Annotated in this window: 16 protein-coding genes; 6 read left to right on the top strand and 10 right to left on the bottom strand. The window is 63.3% G+C overall.

Annotated features, from left to right (window positions below; translation table 11 throughout):
* Positions 1–3 precede the first annotated feature (3 nt).
* The 3 genes from NKH49_RS16235 to NKH49_RS16225 are packed head-to-tail and all read right to left on the bottom strand — an operon-like array spanning position 4 to position 3,676.
* Positions 4–1,530: a sugar ABC transporter ATP-binding protein gene (locus NKH49_RS16235; protein ID WP_352926687.1), complete on the bottom strand. Its 1,527-nt coding sequence runs from the start codon at positions 1,528–1,530 to the stop codon at positions 4–6.
* Positions 1,531–1,586: 56 nt separating this feature from the next.
* A complete protein-coding gene (locus tag NKH49_RS16230) occupies positions 1,587–2,645 on the bottom strand; it encodes a sugar ABC transporter substrate-binding protein (protein WP_352926684.1) in 1,059 nt (352 codons plus the stop codon).
* 41 nt (positions 2,646–2,686) lie between these two features.
* Positions 2,687–3,676 (bottom strand): TIM barrel protein, encoded by a 990-nt coding sequence (locus NKH49_RS16225; RefSeq protein WP_352926681.1) that lies wholly within the window; start codon positions 3,674–3,676, stop codon positions 2,687–2,689.
* A gap of 248 nt (positions 3,677–3,924) precedes the next feature.
* Here NKH49_RS16225 and NKH49_RS16220 point away from each other — a divergent pair, with 248 nt between their 5' ends.
* Complete coding sequence (locus NKH49_RS16220; RefSeq protein WP_352926678.1) at positions 3,925–5,403, top strand: esterase-like activity of phytase family protein; 1,479 nt, start codon at positions 3,925–3,927, stop codon at positions 5,401–5,403.
* 146 nt (positions 5,404–5,549) lie between these two features.
* On the opposite strand, the gene NKH49_RS16215 is transcribed toward NKH49_RS16220, so the two are convergent.
* On the bottom strand, positions 5,550–6,335 hold the full coding sequence (locus NKH49_RS16215) for a L,D-transpeptidase (protein ID WP_352471581.1): 786 nt from the start codon (positions 6,333–6,335) through the stop codon (positions 5,550–5,552).
* Positions 6,336–6,526: 191 nt separating this feature from the next.
* Here NKH49_RS16215 and NKH49_RS16210 point away from each other — a divergent pair, with 191 nt between their 5' ends.
* On the top strand, positions 6,527–7,999 hold the full coding sequence (locus tag NKH49_RS16210; protein WP_352767769.1) for an MATE family efflux transporter: 1,473 nt from the start codon (positions 6,527–6,529) through the stop codon (positions 7,997–7,999).
* 9 nt (positions 8,000–8,008) lie between these two features.
* Here NKH49_RS16210 and NKH49_RS16205 read toward each other — a convergent pair whose 3' ends face one another.
* Positions 8,009–9,217 (bottom strand): MFS transporter, encoded by a 1,209-nt coding sequence (locus NKH49_RS16205; protein ID WP_352926675.1) that lies wholly within the window; start codon positions 9,215–9,217, stop codon positions 8,009–8,011.
* A gap of 156 nt (positions 9,218–9,373) precedes the next feature.
* Here NKH49_RS16205 and NKH49_RS16200 point away from each other — a divergent pair, with 156 nt between their 5' ends.
* Complete coding sequence (locus NKH49_RS16200; RefSeq protein ID WP_023676740.1) at positions 9,374–9,949, top strand: TMEM175 family protein; 576 nt, start codon at positions 9,374–9,376, stop codon at positions 9,947–9,949.
* A gap of 7 nt (positions 9,950–9,956) precedes the next feature.
* Here NKH49_RS16200 and NKH49_RS16195 read toward each other — a convergent pair whose 3' ends face one another.
* A complete protein-coding gene (locus NKH49_RS16195) occupies positions 9,957–10,238 on the bottom strand; it encodes a hypothetical protein (protein ID WP_029351415.1) in 282 nt (93 codons plus the stop codon).
* A 129-nt stretch (positions 10,239–10,367) separates the two neighbouring features.
* Between NKH49_RS16195 and NKH49_RS16190 the strand changes: the two genes are divergently transcribed.
* Complete coding sequence (locus tag NKH49_RS16190) at positions 10,368–11,240, top strand: SDR family NAD(P)-dependent oxidoreductase (protein ID WP_352815434.1); 873 nt, start codon at positions 10,368–10,370, stop codon at positions 11,238–11,240.
* 69 nt (positions 11,241–11,309) lie between these two features.
* Here NKH49_RS16190 and NKH49_RS16185 read toward each other — a convergent pair whose 3' ends face one another.
* The 3 genes from NKH49_RS16185 to NKH49_RS16175 all read right to left on the bottom strand — a co-directional run bounded on the left by NKH49_RS16185 (position 11,310) and on the right by NKH49_RS16175 (position 13,136).
* Positions 11,310–11,741: a low affinity iron permease family protein gene (locus tag NKH49_RS16185; protein WP_031211766.1), complete on the bottom strand. Its 432-nt coding sequence runs from the start codon at positions 11,739–11,741 to the stop codon at positions 11,310–11,312.
* Positions 11,742–11,909: 168 nt separating this feature from the next.
* Entirely contained in the window at positions 11,910–12,551 is a 642-nt protein-coding gene (locus tag NKH49_RS16180) for a DapH/DapD/GlmU-related protein (protein WP_352815436.1), read from the bottom strand.
* Positions 12,552–12,647: 96 nt separating this feature from the next.
* Complete coding sequence (locus NKH49_RS16175; RefSeq protein WP_502898861.1) at positions 12,648–13,136, bottom strand: CreA family protein; 489 nt, start codon at positions 13,134–13,136, stop codon at positions 12,648–12,650.
* 205 nt (positions 13,137–13,341) lie between these two features.
* Here NKH49_RS16175 and NKH49_RS16170 point away from each other — a divergent pair, with 205 nt between their 5' ends.
* Positions 13,342–13,920, top strand: a complete 579-nt coding sequence (locus NKH49_RS16170) for an SCO family protein (protein WP_352815438.1) — start codon at positions 13,342–13,344, stop codon at positions 13,918–13,920.
* A gap of 11 nt (positions 13,921–13,931) precedes the next feature.
* Positions 13,932–14,804, top strand: a complete 873-nt coding sequence (locus tag NKH49_RS16165; RefSeq protein WP_352926670.1) for a 50S ribosomal protein L11 methyltransferase — start codon at positions 13,932–13,934, stop codon at positions 14,802–14,804.
* A 39-nt stretch (positions 14,805–14,843) separates the two neighbouring features.
* Here NKH49_RS16165 and NKH49_RS16160 read toward each other — a convergent pair whose 3' ends face one another.
* Complete coding sequence (locus NKH49_RS16160; RefSeq protein ID WP_352450114.1) at positions 14,844–15,023, bottom strand: hypothetical protein; 180 nt, start codon at positions 15,021–15,023, stop codon at positions 14,844–14,846.
* Positions 15,024–15,030 lie beyond the last annotated feature (7 nt).

The following is a 15,030-nucleotide window of genomic DNA, read 5'->3' as shown; positions in this document are numbered from 1 at the left end:
CCGTTATGCACCGGCCCGATGGCCTTGCGCCTTGCCGGCCTCAATCTCCGTTTGGGGTATGGCGTACGCGGCGATCGCCTGTTCGCTGAGACTTGCGCGGCCCAGTTCGGCGGCGACCGTGCCGTCGCGCATGACCAGCACGCGGTCGGCGAGCCGGATCACCTCGGGGAGTTCGGACGACACGACGATTACCGAATGGCCTTCGGCGGCGAGTTCCTCGATCAGGTGGTAGATCTCCGCCTTGGCGCCGACATCGATGCCGCGCGTCGGCTCGTCGAACAGAAGGATCCGCGTTCCCGCCGCCAGCCAGCGGCCGATGATCGCTTTCTGCTGGTTGCCGCCGCTGAACAGCCGAATTGGCCGGTCGAGCAGGAACGGCCTGAGATTGACCCGCTTCATCTTCTCGGCCGCGACCCGTTTCAGCCTTTTGTGATCGATGACGCCGCGCGGCGCGAACACGCCCATCGAGGCCAGCGCCATGTTGCTGGAGATCGACCGCAACGGCACGATGCCTTCGCGCTTGCGCTCCTCCGGCACCAGGCCGATTCCGGCCGCGATCGCGTCGCGCGGACTGGAAAGCTTTACCGCCTTGCCGTCGATCTCTATTGCGCCTGATGAGGTCCGGTCGGCGCCGGCCAGCAGCCGCAGCAGCTCGGTGCGGCCGGACCCGACCAGGCCGGCAATGCCCAACACCTCGCCGCGATGCAGGTCGAACGAAACGTCACGGACCTTGGTTGCCGAGGCGAGGCCACGCACGCTCAGCCTGATCTCGGGGGAAGCATGCGAGCGGTGTTGTTCCTGGGCAAGCTCGCGGCCGACCATCATCGAAACGACGGCCCTTTCCGACACCTTTGCAAGATCGACGGTTTCGACCACAACGCCGTCGCGCATGATGGTTGCGCGCTGGCAGATGCCGAACACCTCGTCCAGCTTGTGCGAGACATAGACGACCGCGACACCGTCGCGTGCCAGACCGGCAATAACTTCCGCCAGCCGTTCGAACTCGCTCGGCGTGAGGCTCGACGTCGGCTCGTCCATCGCCACGATCCTGGCGCGGTCGAGCAGCGCCCGCGCGATCTCGACGATCTGCTGCTGCGCCACCTTCAGGCTGCCAAGCGGGGCTGCCGGATCGATGGTCGGGTCGATGGCGGCCAACGCTTCCGCAGCGCGGCTCTCCTGCTCGCGCCGTGCGACGAAGACGCCGCCGCGCCTCAACGGATGGCCGAGGAACATGTTCTGGGCGACGCTGAGGCGTGGCACCTGCTGTAATTCCTGATGGATCATGGCCACGCCGGCGGCGCGCGCCGCGACCGGGTTGTTCAGCGTCACCGGTTTGCCGTCGATCAGCACGCTTCCCGCCGTCGGCCGGTAGACGCCTGACAATATGCGCAGCAGCGTCGATTTGCCGGCGCCGTTTTCACCGAGCAGGCCATGGATCTCGCCGGCGCCGACCGAAAACGACACTTCGCTCAGCGCCCGCACAGCCGGAAACTCTTTGGAAATGCCCTCGAATTGCAGCCGCGCTGACATTGCTTCGGTTCTCCAGGCAAGGTGCCGACCCAAGGCCGGCACCTGCCGGCCCTGCTCTACTGGCCCGCTGCCGCGTCCTCGAGCAGCGCCTTGCGCACGGCATCGCCGCCGCCGGAGTAACGGTCGGCATTGTCCTTGGTGATCAGCGCCTGCGGCGTGGCAACGACGCGCGGCAGGTTCTGCCCGGCCACCAGCCGCAGCGCCGATTCCAGCGCCACCTCGCCGGTCAGCACCGGGAACGAATCGACGGTGCCGGTCAGCTCGCCGGCGCGGATCGAGGCATAGGCGTCGGAGATGCCGTCGGTGCCGAAGACCGCAACCTTGTCCTGCAGCCCGGCAGCCTTGACCGCCTCGACGATGCCCAGCGCCATGCCGTCATTGTTGGCATAGAAGCCGATCAGGTCGGGGTGCTGCTGCAGGATGTTGGTGGCCGCGTCGTAGGAGGTCTGGCGATCCCAGTTACCGGGGACGCTGGCGACGACGTCGAACTTGCCGGCCTCGGTGATCGTGGTCTTGAAACCGTCGGTACGCTGGACGGCGGCGTAGACGCCGGCCTGGCCCTCGACGATGGCGACCTTGCCGCCGTCCGGCCGGTTCTTGATGAACCATTTGGCGACGCGCACGCCATTGTCGCGCTGGACATTACCGACATAATGCTCGGCCTGCGGGATGACCGCGTCGTTGACGTTGACCACCGGCACGTTGGCCGCCTTGGCCTGTTCCATAATCGGCTGCAGGTTGGAGTCGGTCTGCGGCGAGACGAGCAGCACGTTGTAGCCCTGTGTGACCAGGCCTTCGGCGATGGTGAGCTGGCCGAGCTGGTCGCCCTCGCTCTGCGCTGCCTGGTAGACGACGGGCACGCCGGTGCGGTCGCCGAACGACTTGTAGCCCTCTCCCAGCGAGCGCCAGTATTCATTGGTCAGCGTCTTGGAGACCGCACCGGCCTTGGTACCCTCGGGCAGCTTGGGGAACGCCCCGAACCTGGCCTCGAGCTGCGACCAGTCGATGCGATCCTTCTCGGTGTCGGAATTGAGCGGCGCGAGGTCCGCGGAAAAAGCCGAGCCGGTGGACAGTGCCATCAGGGCAGCGGCAGCGGTGGCAAGTAGAAATTTCATGGTCTTCCTCCCTTGTTGAAAAACGGTCTATGCCGCCGGCCTCAGCTGTCCGGCCCGAGCATGGCTTCCTGGATGATGGCCTGCGAGGCGATCGCGTCCTGACGGTCGACGGCGGCTGACAGGCGGTTGTCCCCGTCCAGCCGATCGACGACGCGCAGCATGCGCTTGACGGTCGCGATGTTGACTTCGCATTCGTGGACCGGGTCGAGCCCGGTCATATCGGGAAACGTGTCGAAGTAGATGGCGCCGGCGTAGCCGTCTCGACGGATCTGCCTGAGCAGCTCGATCGTTTGCAGCGTGTGCACGGCGCCGACCATCAGGCCGTCGTCGCGCTTGGCGTAGCCGTCGTTGAGATGCACGCCGAGCAGCTTGCTATGGCGCGCCACGAGTGCTGCGGCAAAGGCCGGCTGCTCGTCGGCATAGAGCACATGGGCGAAATCGAGCGTCACGCCGAGATTGGGCAGGCCGATCTCGCGGATCGCCAGCAATGTCGTCGCCGCATCCGGCATCAGGCTGTAGGAGCGCGGCTCGTTGGGCTTGTATTCCAGGCTGATCTGGCAATCGGGGTCATGCGCCGCAACTTCACGAATTCCGTCGATTTCGTGTTGCCAGAGCGCCGAGTAGTCGGCCTGGAAAGCATAATCGAAGCCATCCTGCCCGAGCCACAAGGTCATCAGGCCGGCGCCCGCCTCGCGGGTGGCGTCGATGCCGGCCTTGGTCAGGTCGATGGCTTCGCGGCGAATAGCGGGATCCGGGTTGGTGAAGGCGCCGAGCTTGAAAGCCGGATTGGAATAGTAGCGCATGGCGAAACCATTGATGGAAAGCCCGATATCGCCGAGTTTGCGCGCTATTTCCGCAGGCTTTTCATCGACATGGTCGGGGAAGTTGAGGTCGAGATCGGTCAACTCCGCAACCTTCGCCGCACGTGCCGCCATTTGCAGCATGGACGGTTTGCCGACAAGATCGGGCCACTCGGACTGTGGCCGCGAGGCAAAGGAATTGAGGCGGGTGGCGAAACGATAGGCAGTCATCGGGGACCTTTCATTGTCATAACTTTACATTAGAACGATTATTTGTAAAGTTGTTAATTGCTCGCTCGGCGACGACGAATTCGCCATACCTAGGCCAGTTGCGACCACGGGGGACAAGCAAGCGCGGCACTGTCACGCAAGTATCATGTTCGCGTCCTAGATCGCTTCTCCGAAGGCTTTCGCGGCATCCTTGATGCGACGCGGCGCTTTTTCAGATCCCGGCAGCTTTGTCTCAAAAGAGGATATCCATGAAAAACCTGCTCCGAACCGCGTCCCTCGCCGTCGCGCTGGCGATGTTCACCGCCTTGACCCCGGCCTTGGCTGAAAACGCCGCGACCGTCGGCGGCGTCGGCTTCGTCAACAAGGGCCTGGTCGGTGTCGGCAGCATCCCGGCCAGCCAGAAGGACAAGTTCGGCGAGACGTTTGGCTCCGGCTCGGGCATGTCGATCGACGCTGCCGGCTGGACGCATGGCGCCGATGGCTATAAGGGCTCGTTATGGCTGTTGCCGGACCGCGGCTACAATGTCGTCGGCACCACCGATTACCGCCCGCGCCTCAACACGATCGCCCTCGAGTTCGCCCCGATCGCGCCGGGTGCAGTGCCGGCCACCGGCCAGGAACAATCGGGCCTCAAGGCGACGCTTGCCGACACCGTGCTTTTGACCGACGACAAGGGCGCCGACGCAACCGGCCTCGATCCGCTCAACGGCGTGCGTGCCGCGACCGACGACATGCCGATCCTGCCCGAAGCCAACGGCAAGCTCGCGCTCGATGACGAAGCGATCGCACGGCTGCCCGACGGCACGATGTTCATCTCGGACGAATACGGTCCGAACATCTACCGCTTCTCCGCCGATGGGCGTCTGATGTCGGCAACGCAGCCGCCGGCGGCGCTTGTCCCGATGCGTCGCGGGACGCCAAACTTTGCTTCCAACAATCCGGGACCTGGTGCGGCAGACCCAGATCCGAAGGATCCCGAAACCGGCCGTCAGAACAACCAGGGCCTCGAAGGCATGGCGCTGACGCCGGACGGGAAGTTCCTGATTGCCGTGCTGCAGTCGGCCCCAAGGCAGGATGGCGGCGATTCCGCCTGGACGCGTCAGAACACGCGCGCGCTGGTCTACGATGCCTCGGATCCCGGCCAGCTCAAGCTCGCGCATGAATATGTCGTGCCGCTGCCGGTGTTCACCGATGCCAAGGGCAAAACCAAGATCGCCGCGCAGAGCGAAATCGTGGCGCTGTCGGACAAGACCTTCCTGATGCTGGCGCGCGACAGCGGCAATGGCCAGGGGCTGAAGGGCGACACCTCGCTCCACCGCGAGATCAGCGTCGTCGATGTGTCTGCGGCAACCGATGTCGCCGGCACAGAATTCGACAAGGACAAGCCGCTGGCGCCCAAGGGTGAGCTCGATCCATCGGTGACGCCGGCCAAGCTGACGCCGCTCATCGACATCAACGACAAGACCGAGCTCGGCCGCTTCGGGCTGCACAATGGCGCGCCCAACGACCGCAACAACCTTTCGGAGAAATGGGAGGCGATGTCGGTGGTGAGCGTCCTCGATCCAAAGCTGCCCGACGACTATTTCCTGTTCGTCGCCAATGACAATGATTTCCTCACGCAGGACGGCTTCCAGGTCGGCGCGGCCTACAAGGCCGAGGATGGCGCCGATGTCGACACCATGTTCCTGGTCTATCAGGTCACGCTCCCAGGCCTCGCCAAGAAGTAGCGGCACCCATACAGGCGGACGCGCCGAACGCGTCCGCCTGAGCTGGCGCGATTGAGCGGTTGTACCTTCAGTTGCGGCTCGCCCGCGCAAGGACGGTGTCCTGGTGCGTTGCAAAAACCTGCGACTGACGATCCAGTCGAAGGCACTTACCTCAACATCTCCGCGTCCTTTGGCACGCCGGCATCGATCGGCTCGGCCGTCCTGTTCGACACGGCGGCGATCTTCCCGGCGGCCGACAGGTTCGGGCGCACGAAGACCGGCGCGACGCCGTCGACGCGGCTGTAGAGGTCGATAATGTCCTGATTCATGAAGCGCACACAGCCGGAGGAAGCGTTCTTCCCAATGGAATCCCACTCCGGCGTGCCGTGCAGCCTATACATCGTGTCCTTGCCGTCACGGAAGAGATACAGCGCGCGAGCACCAAGCGGGCTCTGCGGGCCGGGCGGCATGCCGTCCTTGTATTTCGCCAGTTCCGGCCGGCGTTGGATCATTTCCGGCGGCGGCGTCCAGACCGGCCACTTCTTCCTCGCCTGAACCACGGCGCTGCCGGTCCATCCGAAACCGGCCTTGCCGAGGCTGACGCCATAGCGAATTGCCTTGCCGCCGTCGCGCACCAGATAGAGGAAGTGCTCGGAAGTATCGACGACGATCGTGCCGGGTTTTTCTCCAGTCGGGTCAGCCACGATTTGACGCACGAATTTCGGATCGACCTTGGCTACCGGGATTGCCGGCAGTTGATAGCCCTCGTCGATGCGCGCGGCATACATGCTTGCGGCATCGCCGAAAGCCGGATCGCTTGGTGCCGCGGGCACCGGCGCCGCCACGTCCGTCGTAGTGCACGACGAAAGAGCCACGGAGGCCGCGCCCAGAGCGGATGCACCAAGAAAGGCGCGCCGGTTCAGGCGCTCAAAAAACAACGGAATATCGGACATGAGCCCCCCGGCCTACCCATGAGATCCAGGAAAATGCGGCCCCACGCGTGCGGGATCAATATACGATTCCGGAAGGTTGAGAAATGCTTAGATCAAGGCACGCCAGGCGGAATTTACAGCGCCGCATCGACCTCTCCCGTTAAATCGGCAATCATTGCGGACTCAGACAAGCCTTCGCCGAGTTGCCTGCCATGGACGACAACATGCCCCCGCGCCGGCAGACCGGCGACCTCACCAGTGGGCCTATCCCGCGCACCCTGTTGCTGTTTGCCCTGCCGGTGCTCGGCTCCAATGTGCTGCAGTCGCTCAACGGCTCGATAAATGCCGTGTGGGTCGGCCGTTTCCTCGGTGAAGCGGCGCTGACCGCCACGTCCAATGCCAACCTCGTGCTGTTTCTCATCCTCGGCACCGTCTTCGGCATCGGCATGGCGGCGACCATCCTGGTCGCACAATCCGTCGGCGCTCGTGACCTGCCCGAAGCCCGGCGCATCGTCGGAACCAGCGCCACCTTCTTCTTCCTCGTCTCGGTGGTGTTCGCGGTCTGCGGCTGGATCTGGGTCGATGCGATCCTCGATGCGCTCGGCACGCCGGCCGACGCGTTGCCGCTGGCGCGCTCCTATCTGCGCATCATCTTCCTCGCCGTGCCGATGATGAACCTGCTGTCCTTCGTCATGACGGTGCTGCGCGGCGCCGGCGATTCGCGCACGCCTTTCCTTTTTATGGCGCTGGCCGTCATGCTCGACGTCGTTTTGAACCCGTTGCTCATCCTCGGCATCGGCCCGTTCCCCGAACTCGGCATCGCCGGCTCGGCCACCTCGACGCTGATCGGCCAGACGGTAAGCGTGGTTGCCATCCTGATCGTGCTTTATGCGCGCAAGCACCCGCTGCGGCTGGCCGGCGCTAATCTCGCTCTGCTGCGGCCGGACCCGGCGCTGCTGCGCATCGTCGTCTTCAAGGGCGTGCCGATGGGCCTGCAGATGATCGTCGTTTCGGCCGCGGCGCTGACGGTGATGGGCATGGTCAACTCGTACGGCTCGCAGGTCGCGGCTGCCTACGGCATAGCCGCACAGCTCTGGACCTATATCCAGATGCCGGCGCTCGCCATCGGCGCCGCGGTGTCGTCCATGGCGGCGCAAAATGTCGGCGCCAGGCGCTGGGACCGGATTGGACGCATCGCCACCTCCGGCGTCGGCTTCAACCTTGTGCTCACCGGGATGCTCGTCGCGCTGCTGTTCGTATTCGATCGCGCGGTGCTCAGCCTCTTCCTTGGCAGCGACAGTGCAGCAATCGACATCGCCACTCACATTAACAAGATCGCGTCGTGGTCCTTCATCCTGTTCGGCATCACCATCGTGCTCTTCGCCACCGTGCGTGCCACCGGCGCGGTGATGCCGCCGCTGATCATCCTGGTGATCTCGGTGCTGCTGGTGCGCACCAGCTTCGCCTATTTCTTCCGAAGCGTGATCGGCGAGGAAGCTCTGTGGTGGAGCTTTCCGGCTGGCTCTGTAACCTCGCTCGTGCTGGCCGCGGCCTATTATCGCTTCGGCCGCTGGCGCAGCCTGCACATGATCGAGAGCCGGCCGGCTGCCGGCGAACCGCCGGATACCGGCCTCGGCGTACCGCGCCAGCGCGCGCACCTTTCGCCCGAGACACCGAACGGCTGAAAGGTCGGCTCAGCGCGCGTATTTCGCGCCAAACCCGAGAGCGACCAGGGAAAAGACGACAATCATGCCGGCAAAGGCCACGCTTGCCGCGGTCGCACCTGCCACCGTCGACAGAACGCCGATGCCGATGACCGGCAGCGCGTTGCCGCAAAAACAGCAGATGAAGAAGGCCGAGACGACTTCGGCGCGCCGGTCCGCCGGCGCGATCTCGTTCACCACTTGCAAGCCGCCGCGATAGCCGAGCGCTGCCGCCACGCCGCACAAGGCGGTGCCGGCAATCATTATGGTCATCGAGGCGAAGACCTGCGCCGCAACAATCATCGCGACGGTTGGGATCATCAGCGCAAGCGCCGCGAACATCGCGGCTCGGCTCGAAAGACGTGCCGTCGCTACAATGGTGGCGGCCGTCACGATCGCCAATTCAAAGAACAGAGCGCCGGCTTCGGCATGGTTGGTTACCTGCAGTTGCTGCGCCAAAATGCTCGGTGCGAGTGCTGCATAAAAGCCGACCAGCGCCATTGCGCCAAAGCCGGTCACCGCCGGCGCAACGAAACTTGCGCGGATGTCATCGGGTACGGAAAGCCGCGGCCGCATCGAAACGTCAGCCAGTTTCCCCGGCCGCGAAACGGTTTCCCGCGTGCGCCAGACCAGCAGGGTTACAGTCGCGAGCATCGCCAGGTAGACGACGAATGTCAGCCTGAGCGGCCAAGGCGCGTATTCGGCGAGCAACCCGGCTCCCAGCGCACCGAGGCCGAGGCCGAGAAAATTGGTGCTGGTGGCAATCGTCGCCGCCTGTGACTTGTCGTCGGTCGGGAGCAATTCGGCGAGCCAGGCGGTGCCGGTGCCCGCGCCGACGCCGATTCCCAGTCCGCTCAGAATTCGGGCGATGTCGAGCCATGCGACATTTTCGGCGAACAGGAAAACCACCGCGCTGACCACGGCCACCGCCATCCCGGCCAATGCCATTGGACGGCGCCCGATGACATCGGACACACGCCCCAACATCAGCAGCGCCGCCAGATTGCCGATGACATAGACGGCGTAGACCAGCGTCAAAGTGATCTGTGAGAAGCCGAAGACCTGCTTGTAGATGATGTAAAGCGGCGTCAGCGCCGTGCTGCCGGCGAAAAGAGCCGCGATCATAGCGGCCACGGTGGCCGCTGCAACGCGGCCGCCGAGTTCGTAATCGCGCGTCATGACTTGAGCGTGAGCGGTCATTTTTTCGACCTTTTGCTGTTCGGGATCTGACATCCTAACGCCTTTTTCGCGTCAGCCGTTCCCCCTCCCCGGCTTGCTCCTGACAAGTTTGGCAGCTTTGCCGATGGCGCTGAGCGAGATCCTCTTTTAACTTCAGCGGATTGTCAGGGGAGATTCATGGGCAAGGGACGAGTCGAGGCATTCACCGATGGCGTGGTCGCCATCATCATCACCATCATGGTGCTGGAATTGAAGGTGCCGCATGGCGAGGATTTTTCCGCGCTGGCACCACTCTGGCCGATCTTCCTCAGCTATGTGCTGTCCTTCATCAATGTCGGCATCTACTGGAACAATTTGCACAACATGTTCCATACCGTGCAGCGGGTCGACGGCCGCGTGCTGTGGGCGAACCTCAACCTGCTGTTCTGGCTATCGCTGATGCCGGCGACGACAGCCTTCATGGGTGAGAACCATTTCGCGCCGGTGCCGGTTGCCGTCTATGGCGTCGACCTGGCGCTCTGCGCCATCGGCTTCAACATCCTCACAATGGCCCTGCATCGACTGCACGGCAACGAGACTCTCTTCGCCAGGGCGTTGGGCAATGACCTCAAGGGAAAGATCTCGCTGGTCCTCTATCTTTCCGCCATCGCGCTGACCTTCGTCAATCACTGGATCGGTGTCTCGATCTATGTCCTGGTGGCGATGATCTGGTTCGTGCCGGACAGACGCTTCGAGCGGCTGATCGAGAAATAGGCCCCGTCTAGCCTCGCATTGCTTTCAGCTTTTCCGCTACCGAAGCGGCAAGGTCGGCGTAGCGCTCCTCCAGCCGCTCGGCCGCCTTGATCACTGAAAAATCATGGCCGAATTTTTCCAGCGCCATGCGCAGCTTTTCGACGAATTCGGCCTGTTTTTCGAGCGCCGAAAACAGCGTTTTCACTTGCGCTTCGCTGATGTCGGGATTGGCAAGCATTTGCGGCACTTCGCGGCTCATCTGGTCGCCGGTGGCGGTCTGTTCTTTCAGGATCTCGATCCAGTCGGTCAATCGTCAGTCTCCTTTTTCGATATCAGCATGCGCAGCGCCCGCCGATGCGGTCAACCCGAAGATGCCGGGACCGGCTTGCGCGAGCCTTTTTCCGCGCTAAGTTCGCCGCGGCCAGAACAGGAGAAAATCATGACCACCGACGCCGAGATCCAGACCGCCCTGCCTGCACTTGCCTCCGGCAATGTCGCCGTCATTACCGGCGCGGCCAGCGGCATCGGCCTTGCCGCCGCCAAACGGCTGGCGGCGATGGGCATGAAGATCGTGCTGGCCGATATCGGCGGCGAACGCCTTGATGAGGCTGCCCGCGCCGTCGCTGCTATCGGCGGGCAGAGCGCCGTACTTGCCGTCGCCACCGATGTCTCGAAGGCCGAAGACCTCGACCGGCTGGCCGAACGGACATCCGGCACTTTCGGCGACGTGTCGCTGCTGATGAACAATGCCGGCGTCGGCAATAACCCCGGCAAGCCCTGGGAGAACCGTGACGCCTGGAAGCGGCTGCTGGACATCAATTTCTGGGGTGTCGTCCATGGCGTAGAGGCGTTCGCGCCACGCATGCTGGCGGCGGGAAAGCCCGGCCTGATCGTCAACACCGGCTCCAAGCAAGGTATCACCACGCCGCCCGGCAACCTCGCCTACAACGTCTCCAAGGCTGGCGTGAAGACCTATACCGAGGGCCTTGCACACGCGCTGCGCAACGAGCCCGGCGCCAATGTCGCGGCGCATTTGCTCATTCCCGGGTTCACTTTTACCGGCCTGACCGAAGGTGCGACCGAAAAGCCGGCCGGCGCCTGGACCGGCGAGCAGGTCATCGACTTCATGCTGGCCTCGCTGCTGCGTGGCGATTTCTACATCCTGTGTCCCGATAACGAGGCGACCCGGCCCATGGACGAAAAGCGCATGGCCTGGGCAATTGGCGATATCATTGAGAACCGTCCTGCTCTGTCGCGCTGGCATCCGGACTACAAGGATGCTTTCGCGGCATTCATGACACGCAGCGCATGATCCCGAACCGAAGATCACCAGAGCAAAGAATCGGATCCGATCTTCGCAGGTATGCGCCGGACCTTTATATCACGCCGCTGCGTGCTTCTTCGTGTTCCGCTTCTTCGCCATGGCTTTCTCGGCTGCCAACTCGGCAAGCTTCTGATCATGCCGCTTCGCTGCCTGTTCGCATTTCTTGCGGATCTCTTCGACCTCGGTCTCAGTCAGGTGTTCGATACCGATGAAGGTGTTCTGGGCTGTGCTGACCCGGATCAATTCGTCGAGCTTCGCCTGGATCGCGGCGCCATCGCGGTTCTGGGTGTTCTGGATGAGAAACACCATCAGGAAGGTGACGACCGTCGTGCCGGTGTTGATGACGAGCTGCCAGGTGTCCGAAAAGCCGAACATCGGCCCGCTTGCCGCCCAGACGACGATGATCAGGAAACAGACGGCAAACGTCGGCGGCAGGCCGGCAAAATGGGCGACGTTGTTGGCGATCCTGGTGAAAAGCTTCTCAATCATTCAAACTCCCTCAACAGCCGGGCGACGAACCCGGACGGAAGCCGAGTTCATTGTGTCTGCAGAAACAGTTGGCAGCCGCTCCTGGTTCCCTCGTGGCGGAAGATCGCGGGTACATTGTTGGAGGAGCAGACCGCAGGCCGTCGGACCGCTTGCAGATACGCCCCGAAGTCAGGGGGCGCCGTTTTCCCAGCGGTCGAGGAAAGCCTCGATGGGCAAGGCCTGCATGTCGGGGACTGCCCTGGCCAGTTTCTCGACCGGCCAGTCCCACCAGGCAAGACGTTCGATCCGGGCCGCAGTTCCCGCGCTGAAGCGCTGCCGCAATGGCGTGGCCGGAACGCCGGCGATGATTGCATAGGCCTGCACGTCGCGCGTCACCACCGAGTTGGCACCGACGATCGCGCCATTGCCGATCGCCACGCCCGGCATGATCACGGCGCCATGGCCGATCCAGACATCGTGGCCGATGCTGACGGCTCTCGCCCGCCGCCGGTCGCGGAATGCCTGATCGACACCCAGCCAGCGGAAGTACTCGTTGGGCCGATAGCTGATTTTGTGCTGCGTCAGCCGCTCGACCGGATGCTCCAGCGCATTGATGCGGCTGTTGGCGGCGATCGAGCAGAATTTGCCGATCGTCGTATAGATCGCCTCGGCGTGGCGCTCGACATAGGAGAAGTCGCCAACCATGACTTCACGTAAGATGACGCGCTCGCCGATCGACGCATAGCGTCCAAGCTTGCACGCCTTCAGCTCCGCCGTCGGGTGGATGCGCGGCTCGGGATCTTTCAGGACAAGATGTTCGGGACGGTCCATGCGGGCGCTTTACGCCCGCGCGCAAAGTCTCGCAAGCCGAGTGCAGCGCCGCGCATCCGCTTGGACGCGCCAAGGCCCCCGTAGCACCTTCAGTCTCTATTTCGGCTTGCCGCTGGTCCACACTACGTTCTGGCCGTAGAGCGGCACGGTGGTGACCGACATTTTTGCCGAGCCATCCTGCACCTGGCGCGAATGCGACAGGTAGATCAGCGTCTCGTTGGCCTTGTCGTAGATGCGGTTCACCACCTGCTTTTTCCAGATCAGGCTGATGCCTTGCTTGAACACCTCCTCGCCGGCCTCGCTCATGTCGATGTCGCCAATGGTGATCGGCCCGGTCTGGCGGCAGGAGATCGAGGAATCGGACGGGTCCTCGAACCAGTTGCCTTTCTGCAGGCGGTCGATCATGCCACGGTCGAAATACGAGACGTGGCAGGTCACGCCCTCGACCTTCGGATCCTTGATCGCCTCGACGATGATATCGTTGCCGAGCCAATCGACGCCGACCTTGCCGACTTCCTCGGCGGCGGCCGCGCCGGCGCCAATGACCAGGCATGCGGCTAACACGCCGCCAATCAGTTTTCGCAAAGAGGCCTCCTGCGGTTCGAATTTTGCCGACCTCAGGTGGGACGAACGGCAGCGCTTTGCAAGCAGATCGCCTCCCACAGGATTGCCGGTTGCGGCAACGCGACATCTTTGCGTCGGCGCGACCGAACCGCTAAGAGTGTTCGCCAAGCCAGGGCCTTCACGGCGCCAACCCGGCGCCCGATGGAAATAACGACGGACTTCACTGATGATGCGTTCAATTCTGGTCGGTATTCTCGTCCTGATGGCCGCTGGCATCGGCTGGCTCACCTTCGACTGGTACCGCGGACATTATGGCGGCGAGCCGTTCGGAGCACCGTTCACGCTGGTCGACCAGAAGGGCGCGCCGGTCACCGAAGCCGCGTTTCGCGGCCACCCCAGCGTCGTCTTCTTCGGCTTCACGCATTGTCCGGAAGTCTGCCCGACCACGCTTTTCGAGTTGGCTGGCTGGCTGAAGACGATGAGCGACGACGGCAAGAACCTGCGTGCCTATTTCGTTACGGTCGACCCGGAGCGCGATACGCCCGAAATCATGAACACCTATGTCAGCAATTTCTCCGATCGCATCCTCGGCATATCAGGCGATCCGGATAAGGTCCACGCCATGGCCAAGTCCTTCGGCATCTACTGGAAGAAAGTCGACACGAACGACGGCGACTACACGATGGACCACACCGCTTCGGTGCTGCTGCTCAATGCCAAGGGCGAATTCGCCGGCACTATTACCTATGGCGAAAGCCCGGACGCCGCCATCGCCAAGCTCAAACGGCTGGCGGCGGAAGGTTGACACATCCGGTAATGACGCAGACGCGTTTGTATTTCACCGCGGGCAAGATCGAGGCTGATCACATTTTCGCGGCGCTTGGTGCGGCGTTCGACGATGAGGGCCTGCCGATTGCAGTGCTCGAGGTCGACGAGGACCGCGACATCCACGAAGTATCGCTCTATGCCGGCGACGACGTCGATGCGGTCGAGGCGCGGCTCAGGGATGTACTTGCCGGACTGTCGCTGTCGAAGCCTATAGCGCGCGAAACGCTGCCCGACATCGACTGGGTGGCGCGCTCGCTGGAGGGATTGAAGCCGGTGCGGGCCGGGCGCTTCTTCGTCCATGGCGCGCATGACCGCAGGAAGCGACACAGCGGCGAACTCGCCATCGAGATCGAGGCCGGCCTTGCCTTCGGTACCGGCCATCACGGCACCACCGCCGGCTGCCTCGAAATGCTGGAGCAGGTCATACGGCGCGAGCATCCGCGCAACGCGCTCGACCTTGGCACCGGCAGCGCGGTGCTCGCCATCGCGGTGGCCAAGCTCGCGCATATACCGGTGCTGGCGACCGACATCGACCCGGTCGCCGTCAAGGTGGCCGCCGCCAATGCGCGGCTGAACCACGTCAAGGGGCTCGTCGAAACAGTGACGGCGCCCGGATTCCACCACCCGATCTTTGCCGCGCGCGCGCCCTTCGACTTGATCGTCGCCAACATATTGGCGCGGCCTCTGATGCGCCTGGCGCCGCAAATGGCGGAGTATATCGCGCTCGGTGGCTCGATTGTTTTGTCGGGCATCCTGGAGCGCCAGCGCGATGCGGTAATCGCGGCCTATGTCGGCCAGAAATTCCGGCACATCCGCACCTTGCACCGCGAGGGCTGGGTGACGATTCACCTCAAGCGCTGAGGCGCGACGCCTTCAACGCAAGCCGGAATCCGCTCGGACTTAGCGCGAGTTCGCCGCTTTCTTCAGCTGTTCGCGATCGTAGCCGTGAGCTTTCAGCGTTTCGTCGTCAAAGCCAAGCAGAACGCCGCTTACATACCGGCTCGCTTCGCGCTGGCGAGCTTCGATCAGCGCTTTCACAGCGTTTTTGAAAAATCCGCGTCTAGGTGAAATCGTGGACATGACGGTC

The sequence above is a fragment of the Mesorhizobium sp. M1088 genome, from assembly GCF_040318575.1.
Taxonomy (GTDB): domain Bacteria; phylum Pseudomonadota; class Alphaproteobacteria; order Rhizobiales; family Rhizobiaceae; genus Mesorhizobium.
Note: the sequence above shows the minus strand (reverse complement) of the source record. Positions and strands in the feature narration are given on the sequence as shown.

Excerpts from the sequence above, each read along its gene's own strand:
- NKH49_RS16215 (WP_352471581.1), bottom strand. The coding sequence starts at position 6,335 with ATGTCCGATATTCCGTTGTTTTTTGAGCGCCTGAACCGGCGCGCCTTT.
- NKH49_RS16230 (WP_352926684.1), bottom strand. The coding sequence starts at position 2,645 with ATGAAATTTCTACTTGCCACCGCTGCCGCTGCCCTGATGGCACTGTCC.
- NKH49_RS16180 (WP_352815436.1), bottom strand. The coding sequence starts at position 12,551 with ATGGACCGTCCCGAACATCTTGTCCTGAAAGATCCCGAGCCGCGCATC.
- NKH49_RS16185 (WP_031211766.1), bottom strand. The coding sequence starts at position 11,741 with ATGATTGAGAAGCTTTTCACCAGGATCGCCAACAACGTCGCCCATTTT.
- NKH49_RS16170 (WP_352815438.1), top strand. The coding sequence starts at position 13,342 with ATGATGCGTTCAATTCTGGTCGGTATTCTCGTCCTGATGGCCGCTGGC.
- NKH49_RS16235 (WP_352926687.1), bottom strand. The coding sequence starts at position 1,530 with ATGTCAGCGCGGCTGCAATTCGAGGGCATTTCCAAAGAGTTTCCGGCT.
- NKH49_RS16200 (WP_023676740.1), top strand. The coding sequence starts at position 9,374 with ATGGGCAAGGGACGAGTCGAGGCATTCACCGATGGCGTGGTCGCCATC.
- NKH49_RS16225 (WP_352926681.1), bottom strand. The coding sequence starts at position 3,676 with ATGACTGCCTATCGTTTCGCCACCCGCCTCAATTCCTTTGCCTCGCGG.
- NKH49_RS16190 (WP_352815434.1), top strand. The coding sequence starts at position 10,368 with ATGACCACCGACGCCGAGATCCAGACCGCCCTGCCTGCACTTGCCTCC.
- NKH49_RS16220 (WP_352926678.1), top strand. The coding sequence starts at position 3,925 with ATGAAAAACCTGCTCCGAACCGCGTCCCTCGCCGTCGCGCTGGCGATG.
- NKH49_RS16205 (WP_352926675.1), bottom strand. The coding sequence starts at position 9,217 with ATGACCGCTCACGCTCAAGTCATGACGCGCGATTACGAACTCGGCGGC.
- NKH49_RS16165 (WP_352926670.1), top strand. The coding sequence starts at position 13,932 with ATGACGCAGACGCGTTTGTATTTCACCGCGGGCAAGATCGAGGCTGAT.
- NKH49_RS16160 (WP_352450114.1), bottom strand. The coding sequence starts at position 15,023 with ATGTCCACGATTTCACCTAGACGCGGATTTTTCAAAAACGCTGTGAAA.
- NKH49_RS16210 (WP_352767769.1), top strand. The coding sequence starts at position 6,527 with ATGGACGACAACATGCCCCCGCGCCGGCAGACCGGCGACCTCACCAGT.